Origin of the sequence: Saccharothrix sp. AJ9571, assembly GCF_021725495.1 — a bacterium.
GTDB classification, from domain to species: Bacteria; Actinomycetota; Actinomycetes; order Mycobacteriales; family Pseudonocardiaceae; genus Amycolatopsis; species Amycolatopsis magusensis.
In genome coordinates this window covers 381,935-408,374 of record NZ_CP091382.1, presented here as the reverse complement: position 1 = coordinate 408,374, position 26,440 = coordinate 381,935, and the positions used below count along the sequence as shown (strand labels likewise).

19 protein-coding genes and 1 pseudogene are annotated in these 26,440 nt (G+C 64.9%); 6 read left to right on the top strand and 14 right to left on the bottom strand.

Going from position 1 to position 26,440, the window contains the following annotated elements:
- Positions 1-58 precede the first annotated feature (58 nt).
- Together L3Q67_RS01965 and L3Q67_RS01960 are read right to left on the bottom strand one after the other, a co-directional pair.
- A complete protein-coding gene (locus L3Q67_RS01965) occupies positions 59-445 on the bottom strand; it encodes a peptidase inhibitor family I36 protein (protein WP_499187879.1) in 387 nt (128 codons plus the stop codon).
- A gap of 16 nt (positions 446-461) precedes the next feature.
- Positions 462-854 (bottom strand): peptidase inhibitor family I36 protein, encoded by a 393-nt coding sequence (locus L3Q67_RS01960; protein WP_499187878.1) that lies wholly within the window; start codon positions 852-854, stop codon positions 462-464.
- A gap of 176 nt (positions 855-1,030) precedes the next feature.
- Here L3Q67_RS01960 and L3Q67_RS01955 point away from each other — a divergent pair.
- The 3 genes and pseudogenes from L3Q67_RS01955 to L3Q67_RS01945 form a co-directional block, all read left to right on the top strand.
- A pseudogene (locus tag L3Q67_RS01955) lies at positions 1,031-1,198 on the top strand (helix-turn-helix domain-containing protein); the annotation flags it as partial.
- Positions 1,199-1,339: 141 nt separating this feature from the next.
- Entirely contained in the window at positions 1,340-4,825 is a 3,486-nt protein-coding gene (locus L3Q67_RS01950; protein WP_499191412.1) for an NACHT and WD repeat domain-containing protein, read from the top strand.
- A 432-nt stretch (positions 4,826-5,257) separates the two neighbouring features.
- On the top strand, positions 5,258-7,435 hold the full coding sequence (locus L3Q67_RS01945; protein ID WP_499187877.1) for a tetratricopeptide repeat protein: 2,178 nt from the start codon (positions 5,258-5,260) through the stop codon (positions 7,433-7,435).
- Here the strand turns inward: L3Q67_RS01945 and L3Q67_RS01940 are convergent.
- Positions 7,432-8,535, bottom strand: coding sequence for a ThiF family adenylyltransferase (locus L3Q67_RS01940; RefSeq protein WP_499187876.1), 1,104 nt, complete (start codon positions 8,533-8,535; stop codon positions 7,432-7,434). The two genes, L3Q67_RS01945 and L3Q67_RS01940, sit on opposite strands and share 4 nt — an antisense overlap.
- A 313-nt stretch (positions 8,536-8,848) precedes the next feature.
- On the opposite strand from L3Q67_RS01940, the gene fxsT reads away from it, so the two are divergent.
- Positions 8,849-12,397 carry a tetratricopeptide repeat-containing protein gene (fxsT, locus tag L3Q67_RS01935; RefSeq protein WP_499187875.1) on the top strand — a complete coding sequence of 1,183 codons (3,549 nt, stop codon included), beginning with the start codon at positions 8,849-8,851 and terminating at the stop codon, positions 12,395-12,397.
- 204 nt (positions 12,398-12,601) lie between these two features.
- Here fxsT and L3Q67_RS01930 read toward each other — a convergent pair whose 3' ends face one another.
- Both L3Q67_RS01930 and L3Q67_RS01925 read right to left on the bottom strand, forming a co-directional pair.
- The gene (locus L3Q67_RS01930) at positions 12,602-12,781 is read right to left on the bottom strand and encodes a hypothetical protein (RefSeq protein ID WP_499187874.1); all 180 of its coding nucleotides are present in this window, start codon (positions 12,779-12,781) and stop codon (positions 12,602-12,604) included.
- 2,183 nt (positions 12,782-14,964) lie between these two features.
- Entirely contained in the window at positions 14,965-15,183 is a 219-nt protein-coding gene (locus tag L3Q67_RS01925) for a hypothetical protein (RefSeq protein WP_499187873.1), read from the bottom strand.
- An 810-nt stretch (positions 15,184-15,993) separates the two neighbouring features.
- On the opposite strand from L3Q67_RS01925, the gene L3Q67_RS01920 reads away from it, so the two are divergent.
- Entirely contained in the window at positions 15,994-16,125 is a 132-nt protein-coding gene (locus L3Q67_RS01920) for a hypothetical protein (RefSeq protein WP_499187872.1), read from the top strand.
- Positions 16,126-16,497: 372 nt separating this feature from the next.
- Here L3Q67_RS01920 and L3Q67_RS01915 read toward each other — a convergent pair whose 3' ends face one another.
- From L3Q67_RS01915 to L3Q67_RS01900, 4 genes are all read right to left on the bottom strand, one after another.
- Positions 16,498-16,974: a cupin domain-containing protein gene (locus L3Q67_RS01915; RefSeq protein ID WP_499187871.1), complete on the bottom strand. Its 477-nt coding sequence runs from the start codon at positions 16,972-16,974 to the stop codon at positions 16,498-16,500.
- A gap of 443 nt (positions 16,975-17,417) precedes the next feature.
- Positions 17,418-18,020, bottom strand: coding sequence for a hypothetical protein (locus tag L3Q67_RS01910; protein WP_499187870.1), 603 nt, complete (start codon positions 18,018-18,020; stop codon positions 17,418-17,420).
- Between the two features lie 544 nt (positions 18,021-18,564).
- Complete coding sequence (locus tag L3Q67_RS01905; RefSeq protein WP_499187869.1) at positions 18,565-19,713, bottom strand: DUF6545 domain-containing protein; 1,149 nt, start codon at positions 19,711-19,713, stop codon at positions 18,565-18,567.
- Positions 19,706-20,362 carry a hypothetical protein gene (locus L3Q67_RS01900; protein WP_499187868.1) on the bottom strand — a complete coding sequence of 219 codons (657 nt, stop codon included), beginning with the start codon at positions 20,360-20,362 and terminating at the stop codon, positions 19,706-19,708. Before L3Q67_RS01900 ends, L3Q67_RS01905 begins: the two co-directional genes overlap by 8 nt.
- A gap of 851 nt (positions 20,363-21,213) precedes the next feature.
- Here L3Q67_RS01900 and L3Q67_RS01895 point away from each other — a divergent pair.
- Positions 21,214-21,612, top strand: a complete 399-nt coding sequence (locus tag L3Q67_RS01895) for a hypothetical protein (protein ID WP_499187867.1) — start codon at positions 21,214-21,216, stop codon at positions 21,610-21,612.
- Between the two features lie 22 nt (positions 21,613-21,634).
- Here the strand turns inward: L3Q67_RS01895 and L3Q67_RS01890 are convergent, their stop codons facing one another.
- The 5 genes from L3Q67_RS01890 to L3Q67_RS01870 form a co-directional block, all read right to left on the bottom strand.
- The gene (locus L3Q67_RS01890) at positions 21,635-22,756 is read right to left on the bottom strand and encodes an IS630 family transposase (protein ID WP_499184062.1); all 1,122 of its coding nucleotides are present in this window, start codon (positions 22,754-22,756) and stop codon (positions 21,635-21,637) included.
- Between the two features lie 184 nt (positions 22,757-22,940).
- Positions 22,941-23,102 (bottom strand): hypothetical protein, encoded by a 162-nt coding sequence (locus tag L3Q67_RS01885; protein ID WP_499187866.1) that lies wholly within the window; start codon positions 23,100-23,102, stop codon positions 22,941-22,943.
- 421 nt (positions 23,103-23,523) lie between these two features.
- Positions 23,524-24,693: a SagB/ThcOx family dehydrogenase gene (locus L3Q67_RS01880; RefSeq protein ID WP_499187865.1), complete on the bottom strand. Its 1,170-nt coding sequence runs from the start codon at positions 24,691-24,693 to the stop codon at positions 23,524-23,526.
- Between the two features lie 48 nt (positions 24,694-24,741).
- Positions 24,742-25,509 (bottom strand): ABC transporter ATP-binding protein, encoded by a 768-nt coding sequence (locus L3Q67_RS01875; RefSeq protein ID WP_499187864.1) that lies wholly within the window; start codon positions 25,507-25,509, stop codon positions 24,742-24,744.
- Positions 25,506-26,429: a FecCD family ABC transporter permease gene (locus tag L3Q67_RS01870; protein WP_499187863.1), complete on the bottom strand. Its 924-nt coding sequence runs from the start codon at positions 26,427-26,429 to the stop codon at positions 25,506-25,508. The genes L3Q67_RS01875 and L3Q67_RS01870 overlap by 4 nt, the downstream gene beginning before the upstream one ends.
- Between the last annotated feature and the right edge of the window lie 11 nt (positions 26,430-26,440).

The window sequence follows — 26,440 nt, the reverse complement described above, 5'->3', positions numbered from 1 at the left end:
CTGGGAGGCGTTTCCCGCTGCACTCGACGCCACCTGTGTTCGTTCCGGTGGCGGACTGTCAGCATCCTCCAGGGCGAAGGGCGCTGATGTTGTCGTTCATCGACCCGGGAACGTCACCTTGCCAGCTGGGTCCGACTCGCATCTTGCCACCGATGCCGGTGGCGTCGGCATAGGCACACCAGGTCACCGCTGTCCGGTTCCACAGCGAGGAGATGGTGTTGTCCATCGCTCCCAGGTCGAACACGGGGTTTTGGTACCGGGCCATCCTGCCGGTCCCTCCGCGGTGCTCCCAGACACAGAACCAGCCGGCGGGACAGTCGGAGTAGGCGGTGATCGACAATCCCGGCTGGTACGGCGTTGGCCCCGCCTGTGCCACGCTCGTCGGCAACATACTTGCCAGTGCGGCCATCCCTGCTGCGATGGAGAGGCCGGTATGCCAGTGCATCGCTGTGCCTCCGTTCTCAGCAGCCGCGCAGTGAGCTGATGTTGTCGTTGCGGCTGTACAGCGAGGTGTTGCCCTGCCAGCCCGAGGACACGCGCCAGCCGGCGCCTCCGTAGTTGATGTCCAGGTAGGTGCACCAGATGCTGCTGGTGCGGTTCCAGACCGAGGACACCTGGTCGTTGAGGTTGTAGTTGCCGAGGTGGGGTGTGCCGATCTGGAAGCGCGCCATCCTGCCCTGGCCGTCGGCGTGCTCCCACACGCAGAACCAGCCGGACGGGCAGTCCGAGTACGCGGTGATCGACACACCGCCGTCATTCTGGGTCGTAGGGGCGGCCTGCGCCGCGGTTGCCGGGGCGACTGTGGCCAGCGCGACGAGCCCGAGTACTGCGGGTACGGCCTTGAGCGAACGCATGAGTTTCACCTTTCGTGATGTTTTCGTGGCCCGGTGGTCCGGGCGGTGCCGTGCTTCGAGGAAGCGAGGCACTGTGCCTGGTGTAGTGCGGATGGGTTGTCCGGTGTCGTGGGCTGGACGCCGGACATCAATGTCCGGACAATCGGTTACCGGCCTCGGGGAGGAGGTGAGGGGGAATGCCACGTGCTGAACGCCCACTCGAGCAGGATGGGTCTCCACAGTCGGAGTTTGCTGCTGAGCTGCGAAAACTCCGTGAGAAGGCGGGCAGTCCGTCGTATCGGGAACTGTCGCGGCGTGCGCATTACTCATCGACGACCTTGTCGGATGCGGCTGGTGGGCGCCGGTTGCCGAGTCTTGAGGTTGCGCTGGCATATGTGAGGGCATGTGGTGGTGACGTTGATGAGGGGGCACGGCGCTGGCACGTTGCCGCTTCGGCCCTCGCCACGCAGACTTCACCGGGAGAAACAGCGGAATCTGCTGGAGGCGTGGACGAGCACGAGGCACCGTATCTGGGTTTGCGCGCCTACCGCGCGGACGATGTATCGCTGTTTCATGGTCGAGACGACCTGCTCGCCCAGTTGCACGGCGCGGTCGGCAGGCACCGGTTCGTTACGGTGGTCGGAGCGTCCGGTGCGGGAAAGTCGTCGCTGCTGCATGCGGGTCTCCTCGCCACCGCGGAGCAGGCCGGGCGCCAGACGGTGGCCATCACTCCTGGCTCGCACCCGATCGAAGAGATCTCAGTCGCCGTAGCCGCCCTGTCCGGCGCGTCGGTCACCGCATTGCGCGAGGCCGTCGCCAGCAATCCCACCGGCCTGCACGATGGTGTCCGGCAAGTGCTGGCAGCCCGAGAGATCGAGGGTGACCTGCTGATCGTGGTCGACCAGTTCGAGGAACTGTTCACCCTCTGTGATGACGCCGCCGAACGGGCAGCTTTCCTCGCCGCGCTGATCACCGCCGCAACCACCGAAACCAGCCGTGCCCGCATAGTGACCGGAGTCCGGGCGGATTTCTACACGCACTGCTGCGCCCAACCTGAGCTGGCCCAGGCGATGAACGGCACTCACATCGTGGTCGGGCCCATGACGTCAGGCCAACTGCGCGCCGCCGTCCTCGGACCCGCCGCCGCTGCCGGGCTCAGCGTCGAAAGCGCTCTGCTGGCCGAGGTCACCGCCGACGCGCTGGGGGAACCCGGCGCGCTGCCGCTGGTGTCCCATGCTTTGTTGCAGACTTGGCGCCGCCGCCGCGGCACCGTGCTGTCCTTGACCGGCTACCAGGCCGCCGGCGGAATCCGTCACGCGCTGGCCCAGACGGCCGAGGCCGCGTTCGACGACCTCAGCCCAGCTCAGCAGCAAACTGCCCGTGAACTGTTCATCCGGCTGACCGCGTTGGGCGAGGGCACTGAAGACACGAAACGCCGCCTGCGTCGCAGTGAATTCGATTTGCCCGGCGCCGACCTGGAAGCGGTGCTCGACAAACTTACCAGCGCGCGGCTGATCGTACTCGACCACGACACCATCGAGATCGCCCACGAAGCCCTCATCCGCGCATGGCCCCGGCTGCGCGGCTGGCTCGACGACAACCGCGACAGCCTTCGGCTGCAACGCCGGCTCACCGACGACGCCGGCATCTGGGACGACCTCAATCGTGACCCCGGAGTGCTCTACCGAGGCGAGCGCCTCGCATCCGCCCAGGAATGGGCACAAAGCGCGAACGGCCGACTCACCACCCGGGAACGGCGATTCCTCGACGCCAGCCGCGCGGCCGAAGCCCTCGAACACCTCCGGCAGCGGCGACGCACCCGGCAACTACGCTGGCTCGCTGCTAGCCTGGCCATGCTCCTGATAGCCGCCACCACCGTCGCGGTCGTGGCCGTCCAGCAACGCGAACGCGCACTCACCCAGGAACGCATCGCCACCTCTCGCCATCTCGCCGTCGAATCCCGGACCGAAGCCGAATACGATGTCGCGACAGCGATCCGGAAAGGCCTCGACGCCTACCACGCCTACCCCACCCCCGAGGCACGTGGCGCAGTGCTCAGCCTGGCCTCCAAACGCGGCTACCATGCCCTCTTGCCTTCGCCTCCTGCCACGACCATGGATCTCGCGTTCAGTCCCGACGGGCGGTGGCTCGCCGCAGCAGGAGAACCGCCCCAACTCACACTGTGGGATGTGCCCACCCGCCGCCCCGCGATCACCGTGGTTGTCCCGTCCGGCCGGATCACCGCGGTCGGGTTCAGCCCTGACGGCCAGCGCGTGGCGGCAGGAACGACCGACGGACATATCTACATCTGGGACGTGGCCTCCCGCATGATCGCCACCACTCTGGTCGCGGCGGACACGAACACCGCGATCCGAACTGTGCAATTCGGTCCGGATGGGCCACTGCTCGCCTCCGTCGATATGGGTAACGCCGTAATCCTGTGGAACACCGAAAAGCCTGCCGAGCCGCTCACCCTCGCAACAAATCATCAGGCACCTCACGCGTCCTTCGTTGTCAGCAGCGCCGCGGCCGCGGTCTTCAGCCCCGACGGGGGATTACTCGCGTTCACCGATACCACCGGCGCGGTTGCACTGTGGGACGTTCGTACGGGCACGCGCGCGGGAACCCTGCCATCTCTCGACGCCTGGACGAATTCCGCCGCATTCACCTCCGACGGGCGTGTTCTCGCGACCACGAGTGCTACCACGCCGATGATTCGATTGTGGGACGTGGCGACCAGCCAGCACCTCACCGATCTCACCGGGGCCACCGCCACCCACACCAGCGTGGTACTCGACCGTGCGAACGCAAGGCTCATCACGACCGATACACAGGGGAAGGTGACGCTGTGGGACATCGAACACAGAAAACGCCTGAACACGCTTGACGCGTCATTATGGGCCTCGCGTAGCGCAGTGAGCCCGGACGGGCGATACATCGCTAGCGTGATCAGTCACGGGATTGCTCTATGGGATCGCGCGGAACTGCCGCTTATCGGCGGCACCGGGCCTTTGTCGCACGTCGAGGTCAGTGGCTCCGATCATGCAGTCGTCGCCGGGCAAACTGACGGCACGACAACCGTATGGAATATCGACAGCAGGACGATCCGAGCGTCTGCAGCATCGCCTGACCACGGCAGTGATGACATGCTCAAGAGATATCCGTTGTTGTCTCCAAATGGACGTTTTGTCATCACTGCCGGGAGTAAGGGTGAGCGCCTGGTCCGCGACGCGAACACCCTTGCTATCGTTTCCCAAGTGCCCGCCAGTGTCGACGGTCGTTCTTTGATTTCGGCTTCGATAAGCAGCGATTCGCGCATCCTGGCTCTTGCTAGAGTGCACGGGGGAGGCATCTGGTTCTACGACCTGAAGGAGAAACGCTACACGCATAGGGTGGCGGAGGGGCAAGATGTCGGCAACATGCAATACAGTCCAGATGGGCGAATGTTTGCTTATGTCACCGATGGCAGAGTGCTAAATGTTCTCAACGCCAACGACCTCTCTCCAATGGCAACCTTGACGGTCGTGGGCAGCGATGTGTCTTTCACTAAATGGCCGACGTATAGATTTAGCGACGACGGATCGCGACTCATGGTGAACAGTCCGGAGCTTCTCTCCTCTGGAAAGATAACCATATGGGAAACTGTCGCATTTTCCAAGGTTGCCGAAATAGATACCCCGGGTGCGTATCTGAACTCCATACATTTCAGTCCAGATCGACGATACATCGCGTCATTCGATTCCAGCGACGACGTAGTCATAATTTGGGATACAGTCACGGAAAGTCGCTGGGCGACGCTGTCCGGCCACTCCGGAAATATCACCAGCGCGCGCTGGAAAGGCAATGGAATCCTGGCCAGTGCTAGCGCTGACCAAACCATCATCCTGTGGAGCACGGACGTCGACGACGCGATCCGGCGACTCTGCCGCAGCCTTAGTCACGACTTGTCTAGCGCGGACCCGGCACCCGCGGGTTGCTCCGGCCCTCCATGATCGAACCTTCCTCTTCGGAGGCAGGTGTCGCAGGTTCGAATCCAGCCGAGGGCGCACTTCTGATTAGAGCAACGCTGTTCAACGGGCTACGCTGGACGGTCATAGGGCAAGGATCGTTGCACTATTTTCGCGATAGTGCGTGGCGGTACTACTGTCCTCCGCCGCGGTGCTCGCGGCTCCAGCAACCGCCTGCCTAGTGGCTCGCTGTGCGTGCGGGTCTAGACCGGCACCGATTTCTTCACCTACCGCGTATACACGCTCAGCCAGACCGTCCCCGCCGGTCCTGCCGCGCTGGATGAGGCGGCGGCTGCGGCCCGGCGGCTGGACGCCGGTCCGCGAGCGCCGCGCATTGCGCGACGATGTCACCCTGGCCGACGGCCGTGTGGGAACATCGCGCTGGCTGATCGGCCTACCTCGTGATACTCCATCAGAGTGGTGCTGAAGAGGCACGTCGCATCGTGTGCGCCACCTGGTCAGACTGGCTGCATGGGGGATCAGCGCGCCGGCAGCGACACGACCAGCGTGTCCGTAGCCGGATCGGAAGGGCAAGCGGGCAGCATTGGGCAGGTCATCGTCCCTGTCCCGGTTCAGGGAAGCGTGCCGGTGCCGCGGCAGCTGCCCGCCTCGGTACGGGACTTCACCGGCCGCGAGCGCCAGGTGGCCGCGCTGGACAGCATGCTGCCGAATGACGCCGCCGCCCACAGCACGGTCGTTGTTCTCGGCGGCACCGGCGGGGTAGGTAAGACCACCCTTGTCACCTACTGGGCACACCGGGTCCAAGAACACTTTCGTGACGGCACGTTGTTCGTCAACTTGCGCGGTTACGGTCCGAGCGCGCCGTTGGATTCCGTAGTCGTGCTCGGTTCCTTCCTGGCCGCACTCGGTGTGGCGCAGAATCAGGTCCCCGCCGAACTCGAGGCCGCTGTCGGGTTGTTCCGATCGTTGTTGGCAACCCGCCGGGTTCTGGTGGTGCTGGACAACGCCGCTACCGCCGAGCAGGTGCGCCCCTTGCTGCCCACGACAGCGGGGTGCATGGCAGTGGTGACCAGCCGCGACAGCCTCACCGACCTGTTCGTCTTTGAATCAGCCCACCGCATCAGCCTTGACCTGCTGGCCACCGCCGAGTCCTATGCCTTGCTGCAGGCCGTGCTCGGCCCAGCTCGCCTTGAGCATGAGCCGGACGCCGCGAGCGAGCTAGTCGAACTTTGCGCTGGGCTGCCGCTTGCCGTGCGCGTCGCGGCCACTCGGGTCGCGTCACGCCCGCATTGGGAGATCGCCGATGTCGTCGACGAGATTAGGGACGATCAGCTCGCTGATGACGGCACCAGCGGGATGGTGGGGGAAGCGGTGCAGGCGGTGTTCGACTGGTCCTATGCCCGTCTCGCCCCCGGGCAGGCCCAGGTTTTCCGCTGGCTCGGGTGGCATCCGGGCACGGAGTTCTCCGTGGCCGCGGTGGCCGCCCTGTCCAGGCTCAGGCCCCGCGAGACAACCAGATGCCTGGAGGCGCTGGCCGAGCTGCACCTGGTCGAACCGGTGGGCCGGCACCGGTATCGGATGCACGATCTGCTGCACGCCTACGCTCGTACCCGCGCCCACTTCGACACCGCTGACGAGCAGCACGCCGCGAGCGAGCGGGTCCTGACCTGGTACGCCTACGTCGCGCAGAGCGCCGACCAGGTGCTCTACTCGGGGTTTCCGTCGCTGGATGTCGAGTTGAATCAGGTGGGAGTTGCCCCGACCTTGGACGACCGGGGCCAGGCCTTGGCCTGGCTCACGGCCGAACAACCCACACTGCACGCCGCGGCGCGGGCCGCGCTGGAGTACGAGATCTACGCGCCGGTGCTGGCGCTGGCGGCCGCCTCGCGCTTCCTGACCTATCTGCCCCGCCCGCTGTGGACCGTGCGGCTGGAGATCGAAGCGCTCGGCATCACCGCGGCGCGCGCCCTGGACAATCCCGCCGCCGAGTTCTCCCTGCGCGAACGGCACAGCGAAACGCTGAGCACGCTGGAGCGGTGGGACGAGGCAGAAGCCGGGTTCGCCAGTCTCGACACACCCCGCAACCCCGAGCGGTACACCGCGTTCATCGGTCTGGGCCAGGTCAACCTCGAGCAGAGACGACTCCAGCGAGCCCGCGACTACTACCAGCAAGCGCTTCCGCTGGCACGCTTCCACGGCCTGCCGCGCACTCAGGCGGTCATCGAGGGCAACCTGGCCACCATCGCCATCGAGTTGGGCGAGTACGCACAGGCCCTGGTTCACATCGACCGCGAACGCGCTCTGCGTCACCAAGCCGGAGACCAAGTAGGCCACGCCTACAGCTTCTACCGCGCGGCGACCGCACAGCTCGCCCAAGGTAACCACACCGCGGCGCTGGAGCTGGCCGAGCAGGCACTAGCCGGGTATCGGGAGTTGCCCGGCACCGGCAAGCTGGTCGCACCGGTGCTGGAGCTGGCCGCGACCTGCCTCGACCACGCCGGTGACCTCCCCCGCGCGGCCGACTACCTCCAGTGCGCCGTCACCCTGTACATCGAGCTCGGGCTCCCCGCGGAGGCCACGGAAGAGCGGTGGCGCGAGGTCACTGCCCGCGCCACCGCCCCGCCGAGCAGCTAACCGTCGTCGTGGCCGCAGGTAGGGCAGCCCGGCCAGGGCTGCTCCAGCCGCAGCGGCTCGTAGCCACGCAATGACACCATGTTCATGCCGTACACCTGGTCGACCGGCAACGCCGGCACCCCGGTGATCAGGCTCATCACCGCATGCGCTGCCAGCGCGCCTGCCAACTTGGCCGATGACGCGGTGGCCGGGTGCTCGCGCTCCATCGGCTCCGCGGGCGCCCACGCGGTGCGCGGGGACACCACGCTGAGCCGGTACTGCTCGGCGGCGCGAGCGCAGTCGTAACACGGCCCCGCACCGGGCCGGTACATCCCGACACTGACCTGCGGCCCGTCATACCCGCTGTGCACCCACGCCGTGCCTGTGGCCTGGCACGCCTGGTTCGTCCACGAGCGGATCTGCCCCGCCGAGGGCTGATCCGCGGCCACCAGCACCACGTCGCAGGCCACCGCCAGCGCCCGCACCTGCTCCGGGCCCTCAACCTGCTCCCTGGTCCCGGTCACATCGACGTGGGAGTTGTGCCGCCGGAGCCGGTCCAGCGCGGCATCCACCTTCGCCCGACCGAGGTCCTGCTCGGTGAACAGCACCTGCCGGTTGAGGTTGGACACCTCCACCACGTCCGGATCGACGCAATGCAGCTGCCCCACCCCCGACATCACCAGCGCCAGCGCCGCCTCGCAGCCCGCACCACCCACGCCGATCACCACAACCCGCGCCTGCCGCAGTCGCAGCTGCGCATCCCAGCGGCCCCGCCCGGGCGTGCGATCCACTGATCGCCAGAACGCCCGGCTGCGGCTGTAGCGCTCCCGCTCGAACTCGCTCAGCTCCGTCTCGGAGGCATCCTCCAGGTAGCCCGCGTCGTTCAGGTCGCCGATCGCCTCCTTGACCTCGCGGGGCGTGCGGGCCGGGAAACGGTGGGCCAGCTCGGCCACGATCTGGCCCACCGTCCGCGACCCGTCCAGCAGCGCCAGCAGCGCCCACACCGACCCGTCCGGATCACGCAAACCGCGTGCGATGCCAGGCACATTGCCACCGATACGCACCAGCCCATCGTCGTACCGCACCGGCCGGTGCTCGAACTTGATCCTCGGACGCCACATAGCGCTCACCCTCCTCTCAGATCAGCTGTTCTGGTTGTTGCCGCTGTAGGTCGGCTCCGGTTCGACCTCCACGAACTCGATCACGCCACTCACCTCCCACCAGATCACCCACGCAGGCCACCGCACCGGATCTCTCGCTCCGCTGTCCCCCTGGTAGCCAAAGGGAGTCGGCCTGCTGGTGATCACGATGGGCCGTTCAGCCAGTCAGGTACCTCTTTCCGGGCGAACCCTGGAACACCTGACCTGTTGTCCCAGGTCGCGCTACAGTTCCCGTTCTGGGAGTCGGGAGAACTCGGGAGAAGCAACGAGGGGGTTGCTGCGATTGGGGCCGGATCCGCGAGCGCGGTTCGTCGACCAGCTCAAGCAGTTGCGCGAACTTGCCGGACACCCATCGCTGGCCGCGCTGGAAGCACAAGATCCGGTCTGGCTTGTGCCGCAAACCGTCTCCAGGTTGCTCAACGAAGACTTCAAACGGTCACCGTCCTGGGAGCGGATCCGGGCTTTCGTGATCGCGTGCGTGCAGATCGGCACGAGCAAGAACCTGGCGATGCCGCCACAGGAGGTGCTGCTCGAGCAGTGGAGACATCACCACGCGGCCCTCGCGTCTACGCTCGACCAGACCCTGCCACGTACGGTGGGCTCAACCACCGCCAGCCGCGCCACTACCCCCGAGCTGGAGGGGCGGCGCCGTTTCGGCGCGTTGCCACCGCGTAGCGGCCTGAATGTGGGCGAGCCGGGGGTGCCCGCCATGGAATCTCTCACTGCACCCCCCGGCCTGGCCCGTATCCCAGCCGACACCGACCTCTTCGTCGGCCGCACCAGCGAGCTGGACCTCATTGATGCCGCGGTGACAGGGTCGGGCCGGGCGGTCGTCGTCGCCGTCCACGGCCTGGGCGGAGTCGGCAAATCCACTCTGACCGCCCGCTTCGCGCACCAGCACGCCACCCGCTACACCCCGATCTGGTGGATCCCCGCCGACTCCCCGACCGCACTCGACACCGGACTAGCCGACCTCGCCACCGCACTGGCCCCACAGACAGCGACCCTGCCGCTGGAACAGCGCACCGAACTCAGCCTGCGGTGGCTGGCCACCCACGACCAATGGCTGCTCATCCTGGACAACCTCACCACACCCGACCATGCAGCACCCCTACTGGAACGCGTCCGCACCGGCACCATCCTGCTCACCTCACGCCACAGTGGCGGCTGGCGCGGCATCAAGACGATCCGGCTCGACGTCCTGCCCCCGGACCAGGCGGTCGAACTGCTGACCCGCCTCGTGCGAGCCGACTGGGCCGACGCTGAGCTGACCGGGGCCGAACAGCTCTGTGACGAGCTGGGGTGGCTACCCCTGGCTATCGAACAGGCCGGGGCCTACCTCGCCCAGACTCGCACCACCCCACACGCCTACCTCGAACTGCTGCAGTGCTATCCGGCGCAGATGTTCACCGCCACCGCCGAAGCCGGCGACGCCCAGCGCACCATGGCCCGCGTCTGGCACCTCACCCTCGACCAACTCACCAGTACCCCACTCGCCGGGCATCTGCTGCGCCAACTCGCCTGGTACGCCCCCGACCACATCCCCCGCCACCTCCTCACCACCGGCGCAGCCGAACCCGACCTTCTCCAAGCCTTGGGCAGACTCGCCGCCTACAGCATGGTCACCCTCACCACCGACACCCTCAGCGTCCACCGCGTCGTCCAAGCCGTCACCCGGACCCCCGACCCCGACGACCCCCACCGCCAGCCCGCCGACATCGACCACGCCCGCGACGCCGCCACGGCCGCGCTCACCAACGCCCTCGCTGAAGCAGATCCTCTTCTCCCTGCCCGCTGGCCAACGTCCACCATGACCCTGCCCCACGCCCAAGCACTGCTCAACCACACCGACGACACCACCGACGACAGAGTGCGTTGCGATCTCGCCGGACGCCTCGGCCGCTATCTCGAGGAACAGGGCGACCTCACCACAGCGGTCACACTGCTCACCCGCGCCGCCCAAGGCCACCAACGCCTCAACGGCCCCGACCACCCCGACACCCTGACTGCAAGCAACAATCTCGCCAACGCCTACGAGTCGGCTGGCGATCTCACTCGCGCTATCCCGCTCTACGAAGCTACCCTCGCCGACCGCGAGCGGGTCCTGGGCGACGACCACCCCCGCACCCTGACTTCCCGCAACGACCTTGCCGGCGGCTATGAGTCGGCTGGCGATCTCACCCGGGCCATCCCGCTCTACGAAGCGACCCTCGCCGACCGCGAGCGGGTCCTGGGTCCCGACCACCCCGACACCCTGACCTCCCGCAGCAATCTCGCCCATGCCTATAGCTCGGCTGGCGATCTCACTCGCGCTATCCCGCTCTTTGAAGGCACTCTCGCCGACGCCGAGCGGGTCCTGGGCGACGACCACCCCCGCACCCTGACTTCCCGCGGCAACCTCGCCTATGCCTACAAGTCGGCTGGCGATCTCACTCGCGCTATCCCGCTCTACGAAGCTACCCTCGCCGACCGCGAACGAATCCTGGGTCCCGACCACCCCAGCACCCTCACTTCCTGCGGCAATCTCGCCTATGCCTATAGCTCGGCTGGCGATCTCACTCGCGCTATCCCGCTCTTTGAAGGCACTCTCGCCGACCGCGAGCGGGTCCTGGGCGACGACCACCCCCACACCCTGATCTCCCGCGGCAACCTCGCCTATGCCTACAAGTCGGCTGGCGATCTCACTCGCGCTATCCCGCTCTACGAAGCCACTCTCGCCGACGCCGAGCGGGTCCTGGGTGACGACCATCCCGACACCCTGATCTCCCGAAATAACCTCGCTTACGCCTACGAGTCGGCTGGCGATCTCACTCGCGCTATCCCGCTCTACGAAGCCACTCTCGCCGACCGCGAGCGGGTCCTGGGCGACGACCACCCCCACACCCTGACCTCCCGCAACGACCTTGCCGGCGGCTATGAGTCGGCTGGCGATCTCACTCGCGCTATCCCGCTCTACGAAGCTACCCTCGCCGACCGCGAACGAATCCTGGGTCCCGACCACCCCCACACCCTGACCTCCCGCAATAACCTCGCTTACGCCTATAACTCGGCTGGCGATCTCACCGGCGCTATCCCGCTCTTCGAAGCCACTCTCGCCGACCGCGAGCGGGTCCTGGGTGACGACCATCCCGACACCCTGATCTCCCGCGGCAACCTCGCCTATGCCTATAGCTCGGCTGGCGATCTCACCGGCGCTATCCCGCTCTTCGAAGCCACTCTCGCCGACGCCGAGCGGGTCCTGGGTGACGACCATCCCGACACCCTGACTTCCCGAAATAACCTCGCTTACGCCTACGAGTCGGCTGGCGATCTCACTCGCGCTATCCCGCTCTACGAAGCCACTCTCGCCGACGCCGAGCGGGTCCTGGGTGACGACCATCCCGACACCCTGATCTCCCGAAATAACCTCGCTTACGCCTACGAGTCGGCTGGCGATCTCACTCGCGCTATCCCGCTCTACGAAGCTACCCTCGCCGACCGCGAGCGGGTCCTGGGTCCCGACCACCCCCACACCCTGACCTCCCGCAATAACCTTGCCGGCGGCTATGAGTCGGCTGGCGATCTCACTCGCGCTATCCCGCTCTACGAAGCTACCCTCGCCGACCGCGAACGAATCCTGGGTCCCGACCACCCCTACACCCTGACCTCCCGAAGCAACCTCGCTTACGCCTACAAGTCGGCTGGCGATCTCACCCGGGCCATCCCGCTCTACCAAGCAACCCGCGCCGACGCCGAGCGGTTTCTTGGCGACCACCATCCCGTAACCACGATGATCCGCTTAAACCTCGAAGCCACGACCACCAACCAAACTGCCCTTGAATAACGGTATTTTGAATACTGTCTTCCGCGGTCAGATTGCCTACATCGCACCGAAGGCAACGTGGCGCAGCTGCTGAGCACGCCGACGGGCGTTCCGTCGCGGTCGTGTTATGCCATGGTGCGCAGCCTGGCCACTCGCGAGCAGACCACCGCCGCCCTCGACCAGGCCGCTCCCACCATCGCCGCACACTTCGAAGGTCGTAACTTCTCAAGTAGGCATTCTGCGGTCAAGTGGAGAGTCGCCAGTGAAATCGGCGGCATCTACCAGCGACATGGTTTCAGTGGCCGCTGCCTCCATAGCGTCGATGGCGGATGCCGGGACAACGATGCGTCCGCGAATGCGGATGGCGGGGAACTCATCGGCGTCGATCGCGCGATAGATCGTCATGGTGGAGATGCCTAGCAATTTGGCTGCTTGACCTACGCGCAGGAATCGCGGTGGCTTCACTTGCTGATCACGGGATTGTTGCACAAGCCTTCCCTCCCTGTCTTGGCGTACTCGATGTTTCGCTGCCGCGAGCGAGACACCAGTTCGTTTCACGCGTGCTGAGGGAGGGCAATAAGCAGCCTGTACACCCGAAGACCAGCGTCGTGCATCGAGGGTAAGCCTGCTAGGTTCTCGATATCCCAGAGTGCCTGTATCGCCGATACGTGTCAACTGCGGAGGCCTCTGCGGCGCTAGGCGTCTCGCGGTCGGCGGGTGGCCGGTATGAAGCCTCTTAGAAGCCGAAGAAACTGTGTGCCAGTCGCCTGGCCGTCCTTGTTTGCACGCGATCCGCACTGCGGACTCAACGATCTGCCTGCGCTCGTGTAACCACTCCCTCGACGTTTGCGCCATCGCTGGGGCGAGACGACGGAAAGCCTCTTTGCAGAGTGCGCGCCTTCGGCACCTCTCGGATTGGGTCAACTGCGACCACCACGCACGCTGGAAGAGCACCGATTTGATCGTCTGGATCCCGGCTGTTGTTGACGAGCATGTCGCCCTCCATTGAACGCTCCTGAGAAGGCATCTGTCGCGCCATGCGCGTCGCTCTTGACGGTGCACGCGCCGCAGTCTGTTGATGCTGGCCTTACCGCGCTGAATAGCGGTGGGGGTGTACCCCCAGGTGTTGGAATTCCTCAGCTCACTGAGACGCTGGTACACAAGCGAGCTCGGGGCCCACGCGTCACTGTCTTCTGTCCCGCCAATATATTGGTGAGTGCGGACGATGAGGCCTAACGTGACAGCGGCGTCGCGGGCGCGCAGGACAGTCTTGGGGTCGAGGCGGGCGAGCCGTGACCAGCGACGAATCGGCAGGCCCTCGCTCCCTCGTATTGTCGACGCGGCGACCGCGTGTAGAGCCGCACGCAAGGTGGAGAAGCGAACATTCCTGGGGATTCGGTCGAAATGACTGGTTCGCTCGCTCGCGATCTGGTCGAACGCCTTACGAAGCGCCTCGGCGTCGCTGTGCTCGCAGGCCGACCTGGGCGCCCGGTCCCCGGTCAGAGTGGTGCCAGGTTGCCAGTACCTCTCAAACCATTCTCTATGGCCGAGTGATCGGGCCTGGTGTGGTGATGCGGTAGTGAAATTCACCCAGGCTTCCGCCTCGGTTATTCCGCGTTCGCGGTCTACGACGGTAACCGCCGGCGCCCACATCCAGCGTTGCCAACCAAGGGGCCCCATCTCGCTTGCCTTGGTATTAGGGCGGCTCGCGTGAGTCCATGTGTCGGCCCGCGACCACCCTCGCCGTATGCATCGTAATGTTTCGCCGAATTCCCTTTCGGATCGGCTCGCCCGGCTGAACCTTCGGGCGCGCCGTGACCGGGGCGAGGGGCTATGTGTCCGAAGGGGATGTGCGGGCGCCGGAGAGGGGAGGTCGACGACGCTGAAGTTCGTGTCGACGACTGTTGAAGCGAGCCCATGCCGGTGGGGCGACGTCAACAACCGTAGGCAGGTACGCATGGTGATGCCGACCTGGTGCAGACGTCGAATGGAGGATGCCGCGGCGGACGCTTCACGCCGTAGGAATGGTGGCAGTTTGGCAATAACGTGGCGATGACCTGGGCGGCCTGACTCGCGAAGGAGCCAAGGAAGCCCGAGTCGGTCAAACCAGGCTATGAGGTTCTCGGCTGCGGCTACGCCAGCTTCAGGTTCAGCGCCCGTGTCTCGTGGATCGACGTCGTAGCCGACGAAGTCGGGTGGCAATTGGCCAGCGACTACGGGGGAGGACCCGAGAGCTCCGAGCGTAAGTTGCCGAGCCGGGCGGCCATGATTGCTTTGGTCAATCAGGATGAAAGGCGGCCCGAAGAGTCGGTCGTCGAGAGCGCGCAGCGAACTCGGGCGGTTCGAAATGCTTCGGGATGCTCGCGTCGTAGCGGTTTCGGATGAAGCGCGCAACGACGAGGTGCAATGAAAATTCGTCGTCATTCAGATACCCAATATCTTCGACGATACGTGTTCCGTCGGGCTGACGGATTTCGTGAGTAGGCGAGCGCCGTGTGAAGGGTCCTCGGAGAGCATTGTGCGGTGCGCCTACCTCAAGTCAGTAGGCACACCGCACAATGCTGTCACGCTAGTTGCCGCCGAGGGGTTTACCAGCTGCGGTCGTCCGGAGTGAAGGCTGTGATCCTCGTGCCGGCGGGCAGCATCGAGTTGATCCGGGTGCCGTCTTCCTGCGCCGGTGCGGCGAATGCATCGTTGGTACTCGGTGTCTCGGCGGTTGCGGCGTTGGCGCCCAGGAGGAGTGCGGTGACCGCGCTGGCGGCGAGTGTCGTCGCTGCGATAACCGTGCGTTTCGTGCCCCTGCTCATAGTTGATTCCCTTCTTCGTTCGAGATCCCTACTTCATCGGGTACGAGTGGACGATTGAATCGATAGCAGACTCCCTTCTTCTGGCCCTTCGAATGACCGGGAGACGTGGTCTCTCCGGGGGTCTGTTCGTAAGATCACCGCTGTCCAAGTCGGGCCGATTCCGTGTCCAACAACGGCGACCATGGAGTTTGGCGCCGCACGAAACTCAGTGAAAGTGTCCACGAGTGAATTCGCGAAGCTGAGCGTAGGATTTGAGTGGCAAGATGACGGGGCTTCTCGAAGCCGGTCACCGGCTCGGATTGAACTCTCCGTCGAGGGGTCGAGAACAACTAACTGATAGAGCTCCCCGATGCTCAGCCTTGCGATTCCCAGCGCATGGTTGAGCGCCTCGTATGCGGCTCCGGGCAAGCGATTGGCCTGCTCCAAGGAAGAACCGTTTGAGAATCGGCATGGGATTCCCGGATCTGAATGGCACGGCAGTGAGGTGGATGTGGCGATCCGGCACGTGGCGGCACCCATCACGGTTGCGAAGCCTGCGTGCTGTGATGTGATCAAGGCGGCGCCACCTTGGTACGTAATGTCGTCATGCACTCCGCCTGGGGCTCCGATGTCGGCGGTAAGCAAGACGGCGTGGGCCGGGCGTCGACTCGCTAGCACCTGTTGGGCGAGGTGAATGCTGCCGAGTAGAGACGTGCTGGCTCCGCAGGTCACGTGATTGTCGAGGGCATGGACCGTACCGCGGAGCTGAGCGTGGACTTGGCCTGGGCGGGCCCAGTGTGTTCGGTGAAGCGCGGCCGCGGAGCTGGGTGTATGGAGGTGCAGGCCGATGTCAGCGAAGATCCCCCGGTGACGGGTTCTCTGAAGGGCTTTCTTCGCGGCGTGGGCGGCGGGGTCATAGAGCGCAGGAAGAATGGATCGATGTCGCAGAGCCTGGTCGAATGAGAGCGCCGGCGTCATCGAGATATCGAGTGGTGTCTGGACCGCGAACTCTGTGATGCGGATGGTGTTCTCCCGGTATCGTCAGTACTGCGAAAGCTGTTCCGCTGCAGGGGAGGGGAGGGGAGGTGAGCGTTTGCGAGGCGCGCGATTTTGATCGGGATGCCCTTGTGGCGCGAAAACTGATAGGCGACCCGGAAGGCGGCGCCCTCCCCGACAACCGCCCTCCGGGCCGACGGGATAACGCAATCTCGATTGGATCGGTTGTGTTACCCGCAACCCCAGGGTCGCTGTTCAAGCCCGATATGTCAACAGTTGTGAGCACAAAATTTGAGCTTGCGGTTACTTGTGGCTGTTCAGGCTCATCGCCGTGATTTTTTACCAGGGTGGTGGAGGCAGGGTAGGCAGTCGTTCGAGATGGTTGCGCCGGAGAGTGTCCAGTTGTTCCTCGACCGCTGGATCAAGGCCGGGGAGTAGGACGACGTCCTGGGTAAAGGTAGGGTCGGTGCGGATTTCGAGCGCGAGCACGGGCTTGTCTGCGCTGAGGTTGACCGCGGCGTGCGGGACCCGTGGGGGGATATAGACCAGGTCCCCAACACCGTGGATCAGCGGTGTCAAGTTCTTGCCCCATAACGTGCACGCATGGCCAGACAGAACGAAGATGACGATCTCGGTCGTCCGATGGAGATGCGCCTTGCTGTGGTGTGCTGCTGGCATGTGTACGTAGCCGGCGCTAATGTCGTCGACGTCAGCGTTGCGGGTGGACAAGACTGGTGCGACGGCTTGATCGTGGCGGCCCTTCACGGCGCGCATTTCTTTCATGCGTCGAATGACTGGCCGGCGATTGGTGGCCATGAGTCCCTCCTGATTATAGACACGGGAGGGCTTTGTCGCTTGCGGGATCGTGCCGGAATGCGGTCGGGGGGTGCACGTGACCCGTTCCTGCAATGATGTCGGGAACGGGCCACGGTCTGGATGCTGGTAGTCATGTCGTAATCACGTCGGGCAGAGAGATGAGTGCGTGTTGGTTGGGAGAGTGGCCGTGTCTGCGGCCACGCTGCCCTGGGTTGAGGTGGCCGACATGCAGGTAGGTGACGTAGCCAGGTTGATGTCGGTCCGAAGGCGAGGTTCAGCAGTGCAGGCGGGCCGCGTCGATCGTGGAGCGGTGCCGGTGGAGTCAGTAGTCGTTAGAGTGGTGATCAGTCCTACGGCGAGGCTCGCAACGCAGAGGCTGGCGAGTGCGGCGCAGACGCTGATTGAGGCGCGGTCAGGTGGCAGTGTCATCGTGTCCCTTACCGTCAGCGGATAAGAACCGGAGTACCCAGCAACAGTTCGCGAGTGAGGATGACAATTGCGTCGGCTGGCGCAGCTATAGATGCAGGGTTGTCGACGTTGCCACCTTCTGCTGATCGAATGGTCAGGTAGGAGGTGGCGTCCTCGGAAGGCGGCTGTAGCGGCATGCCAAGTTGGACGGACTGTTCGGAGTCCCCGGCGGAGGTGTCGAGGCCGGTCACGTAGGTTCGGCCCTCTGGCGCATCCGCAACGGTGATTCCTAGGGATACCTTCCATGCCTCCAGCAGCGAGTTCCCGAGGTAGAGGTAAAGAGTGTTCGTTGCCCGCTCGAGTATCACTTGATACGGAGAGAACCCAGTCCGGACGGCCGAGTCCTCCAGAAAAACCCACGCCGAGGTACCCTGCGGGTGCACGGGCAGTAGGACCCGAGCCCATCCTGGCTGTTCCGAGATAATCGGTACCCAGGTGTCCGCGTCACCAGTGCGAGCGGGAAGCGCCGCGATGGCGTGGCCGCCGGGGTATTCGTAGAGCGCAATGGTCGCCGAAGCGCCGACGAGTCGGCCAGAGGGCATGGAGTCAGGCCACTCATCGGGAATTACCGTGCTCAAGGTCTTCCCGGTAGTCGCGCGAGGCAGTGTGGTGAGTGGCCCTGGTGGTCGTGGGTCCACGGGAGTTTCGCTGTCCTCCGGCTGGTTACTGCGGAGCAATTGCACGGGCGGTCGCCCGGGCCTCGCATGAGATGTGTCATCTTCGGGACGCAGGTCCGTCCAGATCAGTAGAAGGGACGCCGTAACGGCGCCTGCGGCACTCAGCGCGACGAGGGTTGGACGGTGATGCCTGGTTTCGGGGTTCGCCTTCCGTGTCTTTCTTTCTCGCCGATGGCGACCGGACGGCCGCTGATCCGGCCGCGGGAGCGTGGCTTGTCGGACGTGTATTGGTGGGGGTGACACGTGCCCTCCGAGCTCCAAGTAGCAGAGTGGTGATATTGGTCCGCCCTGGGTGGCCGGGCAGCGTTATAGCGCGCAGTAGCACAGTTCGTCCGGTGGACCGAAGGCGACTGTCATGCTCACAACTGTGAGCATGACTCACACGATATAGATTCACGGACGAATGTCAACAACTGTGAGCGTCTAGGGGATCGTGACGTGAGGTTCACAGGCGGTTGCGGCTCGGTTTCCTCGTGCGACGAAGAAGGACCCGTCGCACTGCGCCGAGTCGTCGTGCTTCGGCGACGAGACTCGGCGGCTCTAGGTCGAGGTGGTGCGTATCAGCCAGGCCGGGATTCGGCGTTCGGCCCTTCTCGCGGTTGCGAAGGGCGGAGAGCAGCTCGGCGCTCTCGGCCTCTGCGTGTGCCCGCGGCCGAGGAAGTTGACGTCGTGCTAGCCGTTCGCGAAGTTCTCGATACACCCCCGGCCGGGCGTGCCGGCGTAGATTGAACTGGTGTCCGCGAGCATCGAGTACCGCGTTGGCCAGATCGATCCAGGTTGCCCGGCGCCGCGTACTGAGCCGTCGTTGATGACGGTGGAGCTGACTGGGGTCACCTGTTGAGAGGAATGCGGAGAGTTGACGGAGTTGGGGCGTGTAGTGCCATGCGAGGAGGGTGGCCGTTAGCTCGAAGACGAAGGCCGACCATGAAGAGACGACGAAACCAGCCGTGGTTGCGCATATGGCCAGGGCTACCGCGATGCTCGCGGCGGCCAGATTTGGATGCCGAATGTCATCAGGGTGGAGGAACACGACCAGATGCCAGGCGCTGACTGCTGGGGCCAGCGTGAGGACGCCGGCAGCGGTGCATCGAATTCCCCATCGCATGAGCGGTCGTAGTCGAGTATCGCTGAATTGAGGTGCCATCGCACGAGTGAGTGCCGCAGTGTTCGCCACGACGTAGATCAGGCACAAAATGCCGGGAAGTGCGGTGGTGGCGGCGATAGAGCTTGTGATTTTCGTGGCCACGGCAGTCGTGGCGATGGTGGAGGCAAGAGCGATGCCAAAACAGAGATAACGCACTGTTCTGCGACGGGGGCGCTCGATTGTCTGCACGGTACCCAGGATTAGCTCGGCGAGCAGGAACAGTGCCACGATCAATGTGGCTGCGGGGATGGAGAGGGCGCTAGCCCCTAGGTGACGGACTATGAGCGCTACCGCCGTCGGCGTGTGAAGGAATGCCGCAGCGCCCAAGGTGAACAGTGCGCTCATTTGCAAGGTCGAAGTCGCGGTGTCGGTCTCCTTTCGCCAAAGCCAGGCCTGGATGGTGGCGCCACAGCAGATCAGGGCGACGATGCAGGCGATTCCGTCAGACACGGATGTAGCAGTTGGTCTTGGGTCGGCGATCGAATATGTTGCTCAGGTGTACCTGAGCGGGACTGAGGTGCGCTGTGTTCATGCGCATGGCTGCCGAGCCAGGGAAACTCATCATGGGAACAGCCAGGCGAGCGAAAGTCTCGGCGACTGCTTCCTGTTCGCCGAACTCGTCGAGCCCGCCGAATTCGCGCTCAAGATCGGCTGCCGTGGGAGGGGTGGGAAGGAGTGAATTCGCGAGCTCAGATTCGGATGCCGTCCCTCTGACCAGCGGCTGGCATCGAGGTAGTTCATGTTGGAACAGTATGTGCGCGACTTCATGCGCGATACTGATGTGCTGAAGCAAGGGAGAGGGTCCGTTGTCGCAGAAGATGATGATGGTGGAGTCGAGATCGACAAGGAACGCCGTCGGCATGCCTGGAGGCATGCGCCTGGCCTTGACCTCAAGAGTTTTGCCATTGCGGCGGGCGGCGGTGCCAAGTAGCTCCCGCAGTGGGAAGGGGGTCGGAAGGTCGAGCTCAACGAGCATCCGGCGGCATAACTCAATCCGGTCCGCGATCGCCCTGGCCGAAGCATGGGGGGCCGAGCGGGAGCGTCGTTCAGTAACCTTGGCAGCAGGGTGTGGGCTGGCGAGCAGCGCGTCAATCCGCACGTCTGGAACTCCTGAGCGAGCTGACCGTCATACGGGCACGCCATAGTGGGTCACACCATGGGCTCGCCCAGCAGACGTCAAACGGGCCGGAAGCTGATCCGGCTCACGGCCACGCCCTCGACTGCAGGGAACGCGCACTCTGCCTGCGGCAGTGGCACAGATACTAATCGGTAGGTGTCGGACGCTGTCCCTCTTGATCAAGGTTCACCCGATCAGAGCATGCTCTGCCCCGGCTGGTGCACTCGCTGCAGGTTGGGAGTCCCTGAGTCGTCTGGGCGGCACACATAGTTCCCGTTAACGCCTGGAGAAATCGTTCTTTGTGGGATGATCACGGTGCGGGGAGGCATGACGTGAGGCGGTCAGCAAACGGGCTTGTGCGCCCAGGTGGTGGAGCTTCGAGTTCCGGTGATCTGGCGAACATTCGTGCCCGGGCGGGCGTGTGGTTCGTCAGCGATGCCTACGCGCGGCCGCGAATGATCCAGGGTGGCGCTCGCCACTACCAGGGAAACGTGCCTGGCCGCGACATGAACGAGGTCATGCGGAAGCTGCTGATCCCCGCAATGCACGAGATGGTGCACGTACAGAGGGGGCGTAGCGGCGTCTTGCGAAGGCGCGCGCGTGTGGTGGGCGTGCTCTGGGAGGTGGAGGTGCATCCCGTCCTTTCGCCCAATGGTTCACGGATCGCAGGTACAGCCGGCCGGTACCGGCAGGTGGACGAGTCTGGTGCGGTCCGAGACTCGGCCAGCGGGGCAGCTCGTGAGGTGGCTTATGAACGGCCGGTAGTCGGTTCGTGGGAGTGGCGTGTTCCCGCGCATCGGCCTGATGCTGCGGTCGTGTGCTGGTCTGACTCGATGTTCGAGCTGATGGGCATGGCGCTGCCGCAGGGACAGGCTGGCCCGTACCCTGGCGGCAATTGGTGGCACGCCGCGACTTTCTTCGATGAAATGCTGGGGTTGGCTTCGAAGATGTCGATGCGGGCGTGCTACGAGTTGTCGCTCATCGATGATTCCGATCGGCTCCGGACGATGGTCTATCCGACGCACAATCGGTCGACCTCCGAGATCCTCGTGCTCAGGCAAGCGTGCTGGCTGGACATCGAGGACGGCGGCACCCGCGTTACCCGGGGGCTGATCAGCGCTCCCGAGGATGGCGAGCGTGCGTTGGATCTCGCAGTGCGCTCGGGGGAGTCCGACGTTATCGGGGCATATCTGTCGGTGTTGCCGGCGACTGGTGTCTACCTAGTGCTGTGACCACATAGGTTGGCGGGGTTGGTCAGGCGGCGTGTGTGGCGCGTTGTCCCCACCGGTGACGGCGTTCGCTGCGGATACGGGCTCGTTCACGGCGTTGGGAGGCGAGGACGTCGGGGTGGCGTGCGTTGGCGTTGCGCCATCGCAGGTAGGCGTGCAGGGCGCGGGTGGCGACGGTGTGATTCGGGTGGTTCGATCCGGCGACTGCGAACATCTTCAACGGCCCGAAGTGTGCTTCGATCGGGTTGGCCCAGGAGCTGTAGGTGGGGGTGAAGCACAGTTCGACGTTGCTGCGGTGGGCCCACGCTCTGATCGCGTTGCCTTTGTGGGCGGAGAGGTTGTCCAGGATGATGTAGATCGGTGCGCCGTCCGGGCGTGCGGCGCGGATGGACTTCAGTGCGGCCAGGGTGTTCGCCGCGGATTTTCGTGCTCGGACGACGCCCCAGAGGGTGTCGTCTCCCAGCGAGTAGCAGCCGTGGAACTGTCGGACACCGCAGAGTTTGTGATAGTTGGCAGGCAGCCTGCCGGGATGGTTCTTCTTCGTCCAGCCGGCGCCGGGGTGCGGTCGGATGGTCAGTGGCCCGAACTCGTCGAACGCGAACACCCGGTCGGTGAAGTGGCTGCTCACGTGCTCGATGCGGGCCAGTTTGGTGTCCCGGTCGGGGTCGTTGGTCTCCTTCCAGGTCTTGGTCCGCTGGAAAGTGATGTCGTGCTTGCGCAGGAACTGCCGCAACCGTTCGCGGCCTATCGTGACCCGTCGGTTTCCGTGGTTGCGGGTCAGGTAGGCGCAGAGTTTGCGCAGGCTCCAGCGGGTGAAGGGCTGCTCGAGTGCTTCGGGTCGCGTGGTGGCCGTCGCGATGATGAAGGCTTCGTCCTCAGGGCTGATCAGGCGGGGACGGCCACCCGCCCACTGAGGGTCCAGGCAAGCCAGGCCCATCTCGTTGAACCGGTGGATCACCCCGCGGATTGCGTCCTCGTCGCCTTGGACCAGGCGGGCGATGGCGGGGACGGTGTTTCCGCTGGCCGAGGCCATGATCACCATCGCCCGCCGCAACCGGATCGATGATCCGGTGCCTCTGCGGACGATCTTCTGCAGACGCTGACCCTCCTGATCGGTCAGCCGACGCGCTCGTACTGAATCTGCCATCCGCCCAGACTGGGGCGCGGACGATCAGCAGCCGCGAACGTTGACCGGTGTGTCGCCAACCCGGCCAACGTTCATGGACACAGCACTAGCACAGGTGGACGCTCGTGCCCACCACATCTGGACGGCGCCTGGCCTATACGCGGATCTCGGGCTGTACAAGCCGGCTGACCGCTCTTTGCATGACCTAGTTCATCCCGAGGATCTGCGGGCGCTCCTGGCGCTTGCCCGAACCGCGGCCGCTGACCACGGCGATCCGCGGCATGGCTTCCGCCGCGCGGAACCGGTGGGACCCGTATCCGCGCGGCTTCAGCGAGCAAATGGAGAGTGGGTTGCGGTGTCCATCCATGCCATCGGGACTCGGCTGACCGACTATGAGCACAACGCCGTGCTGACGATCAGTCAAGCGGCTTATTAGCTCTCCGCGACACCGGAGAAACAACGAGCACCACCACGGCGACGGTTGTGGCCGAACGCCGGACCTCGGTCACTCCTCGACTTCAGAGGGGGTGCTAATGGCGCGGTCAGGCGAAGTGATTGGTCAGCAGACGACGGCGGTCTGGTACGGCCTTACTGGTCAGCGGGAACGGTTGTGCCGCGGGGCGGCGCAGACGTGTTGTCCACGTTCGCCACTTGCGTGCGAGTTTCATCGTGCTCCTCCCTGAACTGGGTCACCACATCGCAGCGGGCCGACTATAGCTCCGGAAGGTGATGACACAGTCACGATACGTGGCACCGTGGTAGTGGGCTACCGCAGAATGGACCAGGGGCTAGAGGTCGGGCGGCTCAACGAGGGGGTACTCGGCCGGTACGCCATCCAGCGGCGTTGCAGGCTGGCCAGCACCCATCATGTAGATGAGAGGTTCGCCGATCGGGTCCAGGCCCAGCAGGGTTTGAACCTGGCTGTCGCGGACGGCCGCGCTCTGCCAGGGCCCGAGGCCGGCGGCGGTGGCGGCCAGGGCGAACGTCTGGCCCAAATGGCCAGCGTTGAGGAAGACGACGCGCAGCTGGCGCGGGTGACGGTATTTGTATGAAGAGCGCCGCATGTTGGCCGTGAGGTAGACGACGAAGGCCCCGCCACCGGCCATATCCTGGTCATAGGCGAGGTGCGTCGCGACTTCCCGTGTGTACTCGGCCACGAAGGCCAGGCGCCGATAGCGCGGGTTGTAGTGGTATAGACCGCAAGCCACGCCTTCGACGTCGTGAACCCCGACGTAGGCTTCGAGTTCACAGCGGGCCCCACCGCAGGGACTCGTCCGTAGCATGAGCGTGCCGTAGTCAGGCGTGGAAACGAAGTGTGTGGCCGCGAACGTGGTGTTGATCACCGCGGCGAAATCGGTGAACGGGATCGCTTCAGGGGTGAATGTCCGGTGTGTACGCCGCTGGTGGAGTACCGCCCCAATCGCTGCGGTGAGCGGGGGTGTGTCGGGAAGGGTCAGGTAGGGGCCCGGGTAGTGCTTGACGATGGGCGGAGGTGGTCCGCTCTGACCGACCACGGAAGCAGAGACTCTTCCATGGTCCTCGCCCACGGGGTAGTCGGCATCCTGGGTGCCGAAGAGGAAGACCGGTGCTTCGGGTGACCACCCGGTCCAGTGCTGATCGAGTCCATCTTCGACTGCGGCTTCTGCGGGGGTGAGCAGCAGCCCGCGCTCGTGAAACACGCCGAGTGCCGCCGCGATACTCGTGGGTGTCCATTCGGGAGCATCGGTGGCGACTTGTGCAGCGGTGCGCCAGTGATCGAGGCGCCGGAGCAAGTTGAGCTCTTCCACGCTGATCGTCCAGTCGTGGACTGGCTTGCCCAGCACACCCGCAAGGTAGTTTCGGGCAACAAGAGAAGACCCCCTCCAGAACATGACAAGGCTGCGCGCGCGCCGATACACCGTGGAACCCTCCTGTTGACCATGCCGGCCAGTGGCGACTCTCATGATGCCGAAGATCACCGGGCAGCAGAATCAGCCTGGTGGCGCAGCGCGGTTACGGCAGTGGGGTCAGTGCAAGGGGGCGAGCAGCAGATAGGCGTCGCCGGTACGGGGATGATCGATCAGCTCGCCGGACACACCGAAGACCGTGGCAAGCAGCCCGGGAGTGAGCACCTCGACGGGCCTACCACTGGCCACGACCCGGCCGCGGTTCATCACCACGATCTGATCGCAGTACCGTGCCGCCAGGCTCAAGTCGTGCAGGGCCAGCAGGGTTGTGCGGCCCAAGTCGCGTACCAGCTCCAGAATGTGGAGCTGGTGACGGGCGTCGAGGTGGTTCGTCGGTTCGTCGAGCACCAGCGCGGGAGTTTGTTGGGCGAGCGCGCGAGCCAGGAGCGTTCGCTGTTGCTCACCGCCGGAGAGGGTGGCGTAGAGCCTCTCGGCGTAGTCGTACATGTCCGTCTGCCGCAGGCTGTCCGCCACGATCTGTCGGTCCCGGTCGGTATCTGGGGAGAAGGGGCGTTTGTAGGGCGTGCGTCCTAAGGCAACGACGTCGCGGACCGTTCCTTCGAGGCCGGAGTCGGTGTGCTGCGGTACAGCCGCGATCCGTTGTGCCCGCTCGGTCGGTCGCAGCGTGGCGAGGTTGACGTCATCGTGTCTGATTACTCCGCGTTGCGGGCTCAGGTACTGGTAGATCGTCCGCAGCAGCGTCGATTTGCCACTGCCGTTCGGCCCGACCACGCCCGTGACCTGGCCCGGTTGGACGGTGATGGCCACGTCGTCGATGACGGTCTTCCCGGAGAGGACGACAGTGAGGGCGTGCAGTTCCAGGCTCATGAACCGAACCCGCCGCGTCGGTGGCGCCGGAAAATGAAGAGCGCGACGATGGATCCCACGACGGTCGTGATGATTCCCACGGGAACCTCCGCCGGTGCGCTGACGGTGCGCGCGAGCAAGTCGGCGAGCACGAGAAACACCGCCCCGGTCAGTGCGGCGATCGGGGTGAGGCGGCGGTGGTCGGTGCCGGCGAATCGGCGTGCGATGTGCGGCACGACCAGGCCGACGAAGTGGATGGCGCCGCAGGCCGCGACGATGATTCCGGTCAGGATCGAGCTGGCGACGAAAAGTTGGGCGCGGGCGCGGGACGGAGAAATTCCGAGACTGGCCGCAGTTTCCGCTCCCGTTGCGAGGCAATTGAGCGTGCGACCGTGCGCCCCAATCCACAGACCTACTGCGGCCACCGCGGTGGCAGGAACTGCCAGTTCGGGCCACCGCGCCGATGCTGAGAGGTCCCCGAAGATCCAGTGCAACGCTCCGCGGGCGGCAGGGTCGGTGGCCTGCACGATAAGCCAGTTGGTCAGTCCGAGCAGGATGCTGCTGACCAGAACGCCGACCATGAGCAGATCTTTCGGGTTCATCGATGCCGATCGAGCCAGAAGCCACACCGCCGCGAACGCGACAGCGGCACCGAGCACGCCGGCGGTATAGGAGGAAAGACCCCACAATGTGAGCCCACTGGTCAGGGCGGCGACGGTGCCGAGTGCGGCGCCAGAAGAGATACCGAGCAGGAATGGGTCGGCTAGCGGATTGTTGACCATGACCTGGGCGGACATTCCCACGATCGTCAGGCCTGCCCCGGCTGTAGCGGCGAGCAGGACTCGGGGGAGACGCAGGTCCCACACGATCGAGTCCTGGATGGCGGTCCACCCAGATGGATCGCCGATGCCGGTGAGGCGATACGCCACTATCTCCAGCACGACGCGCGGAT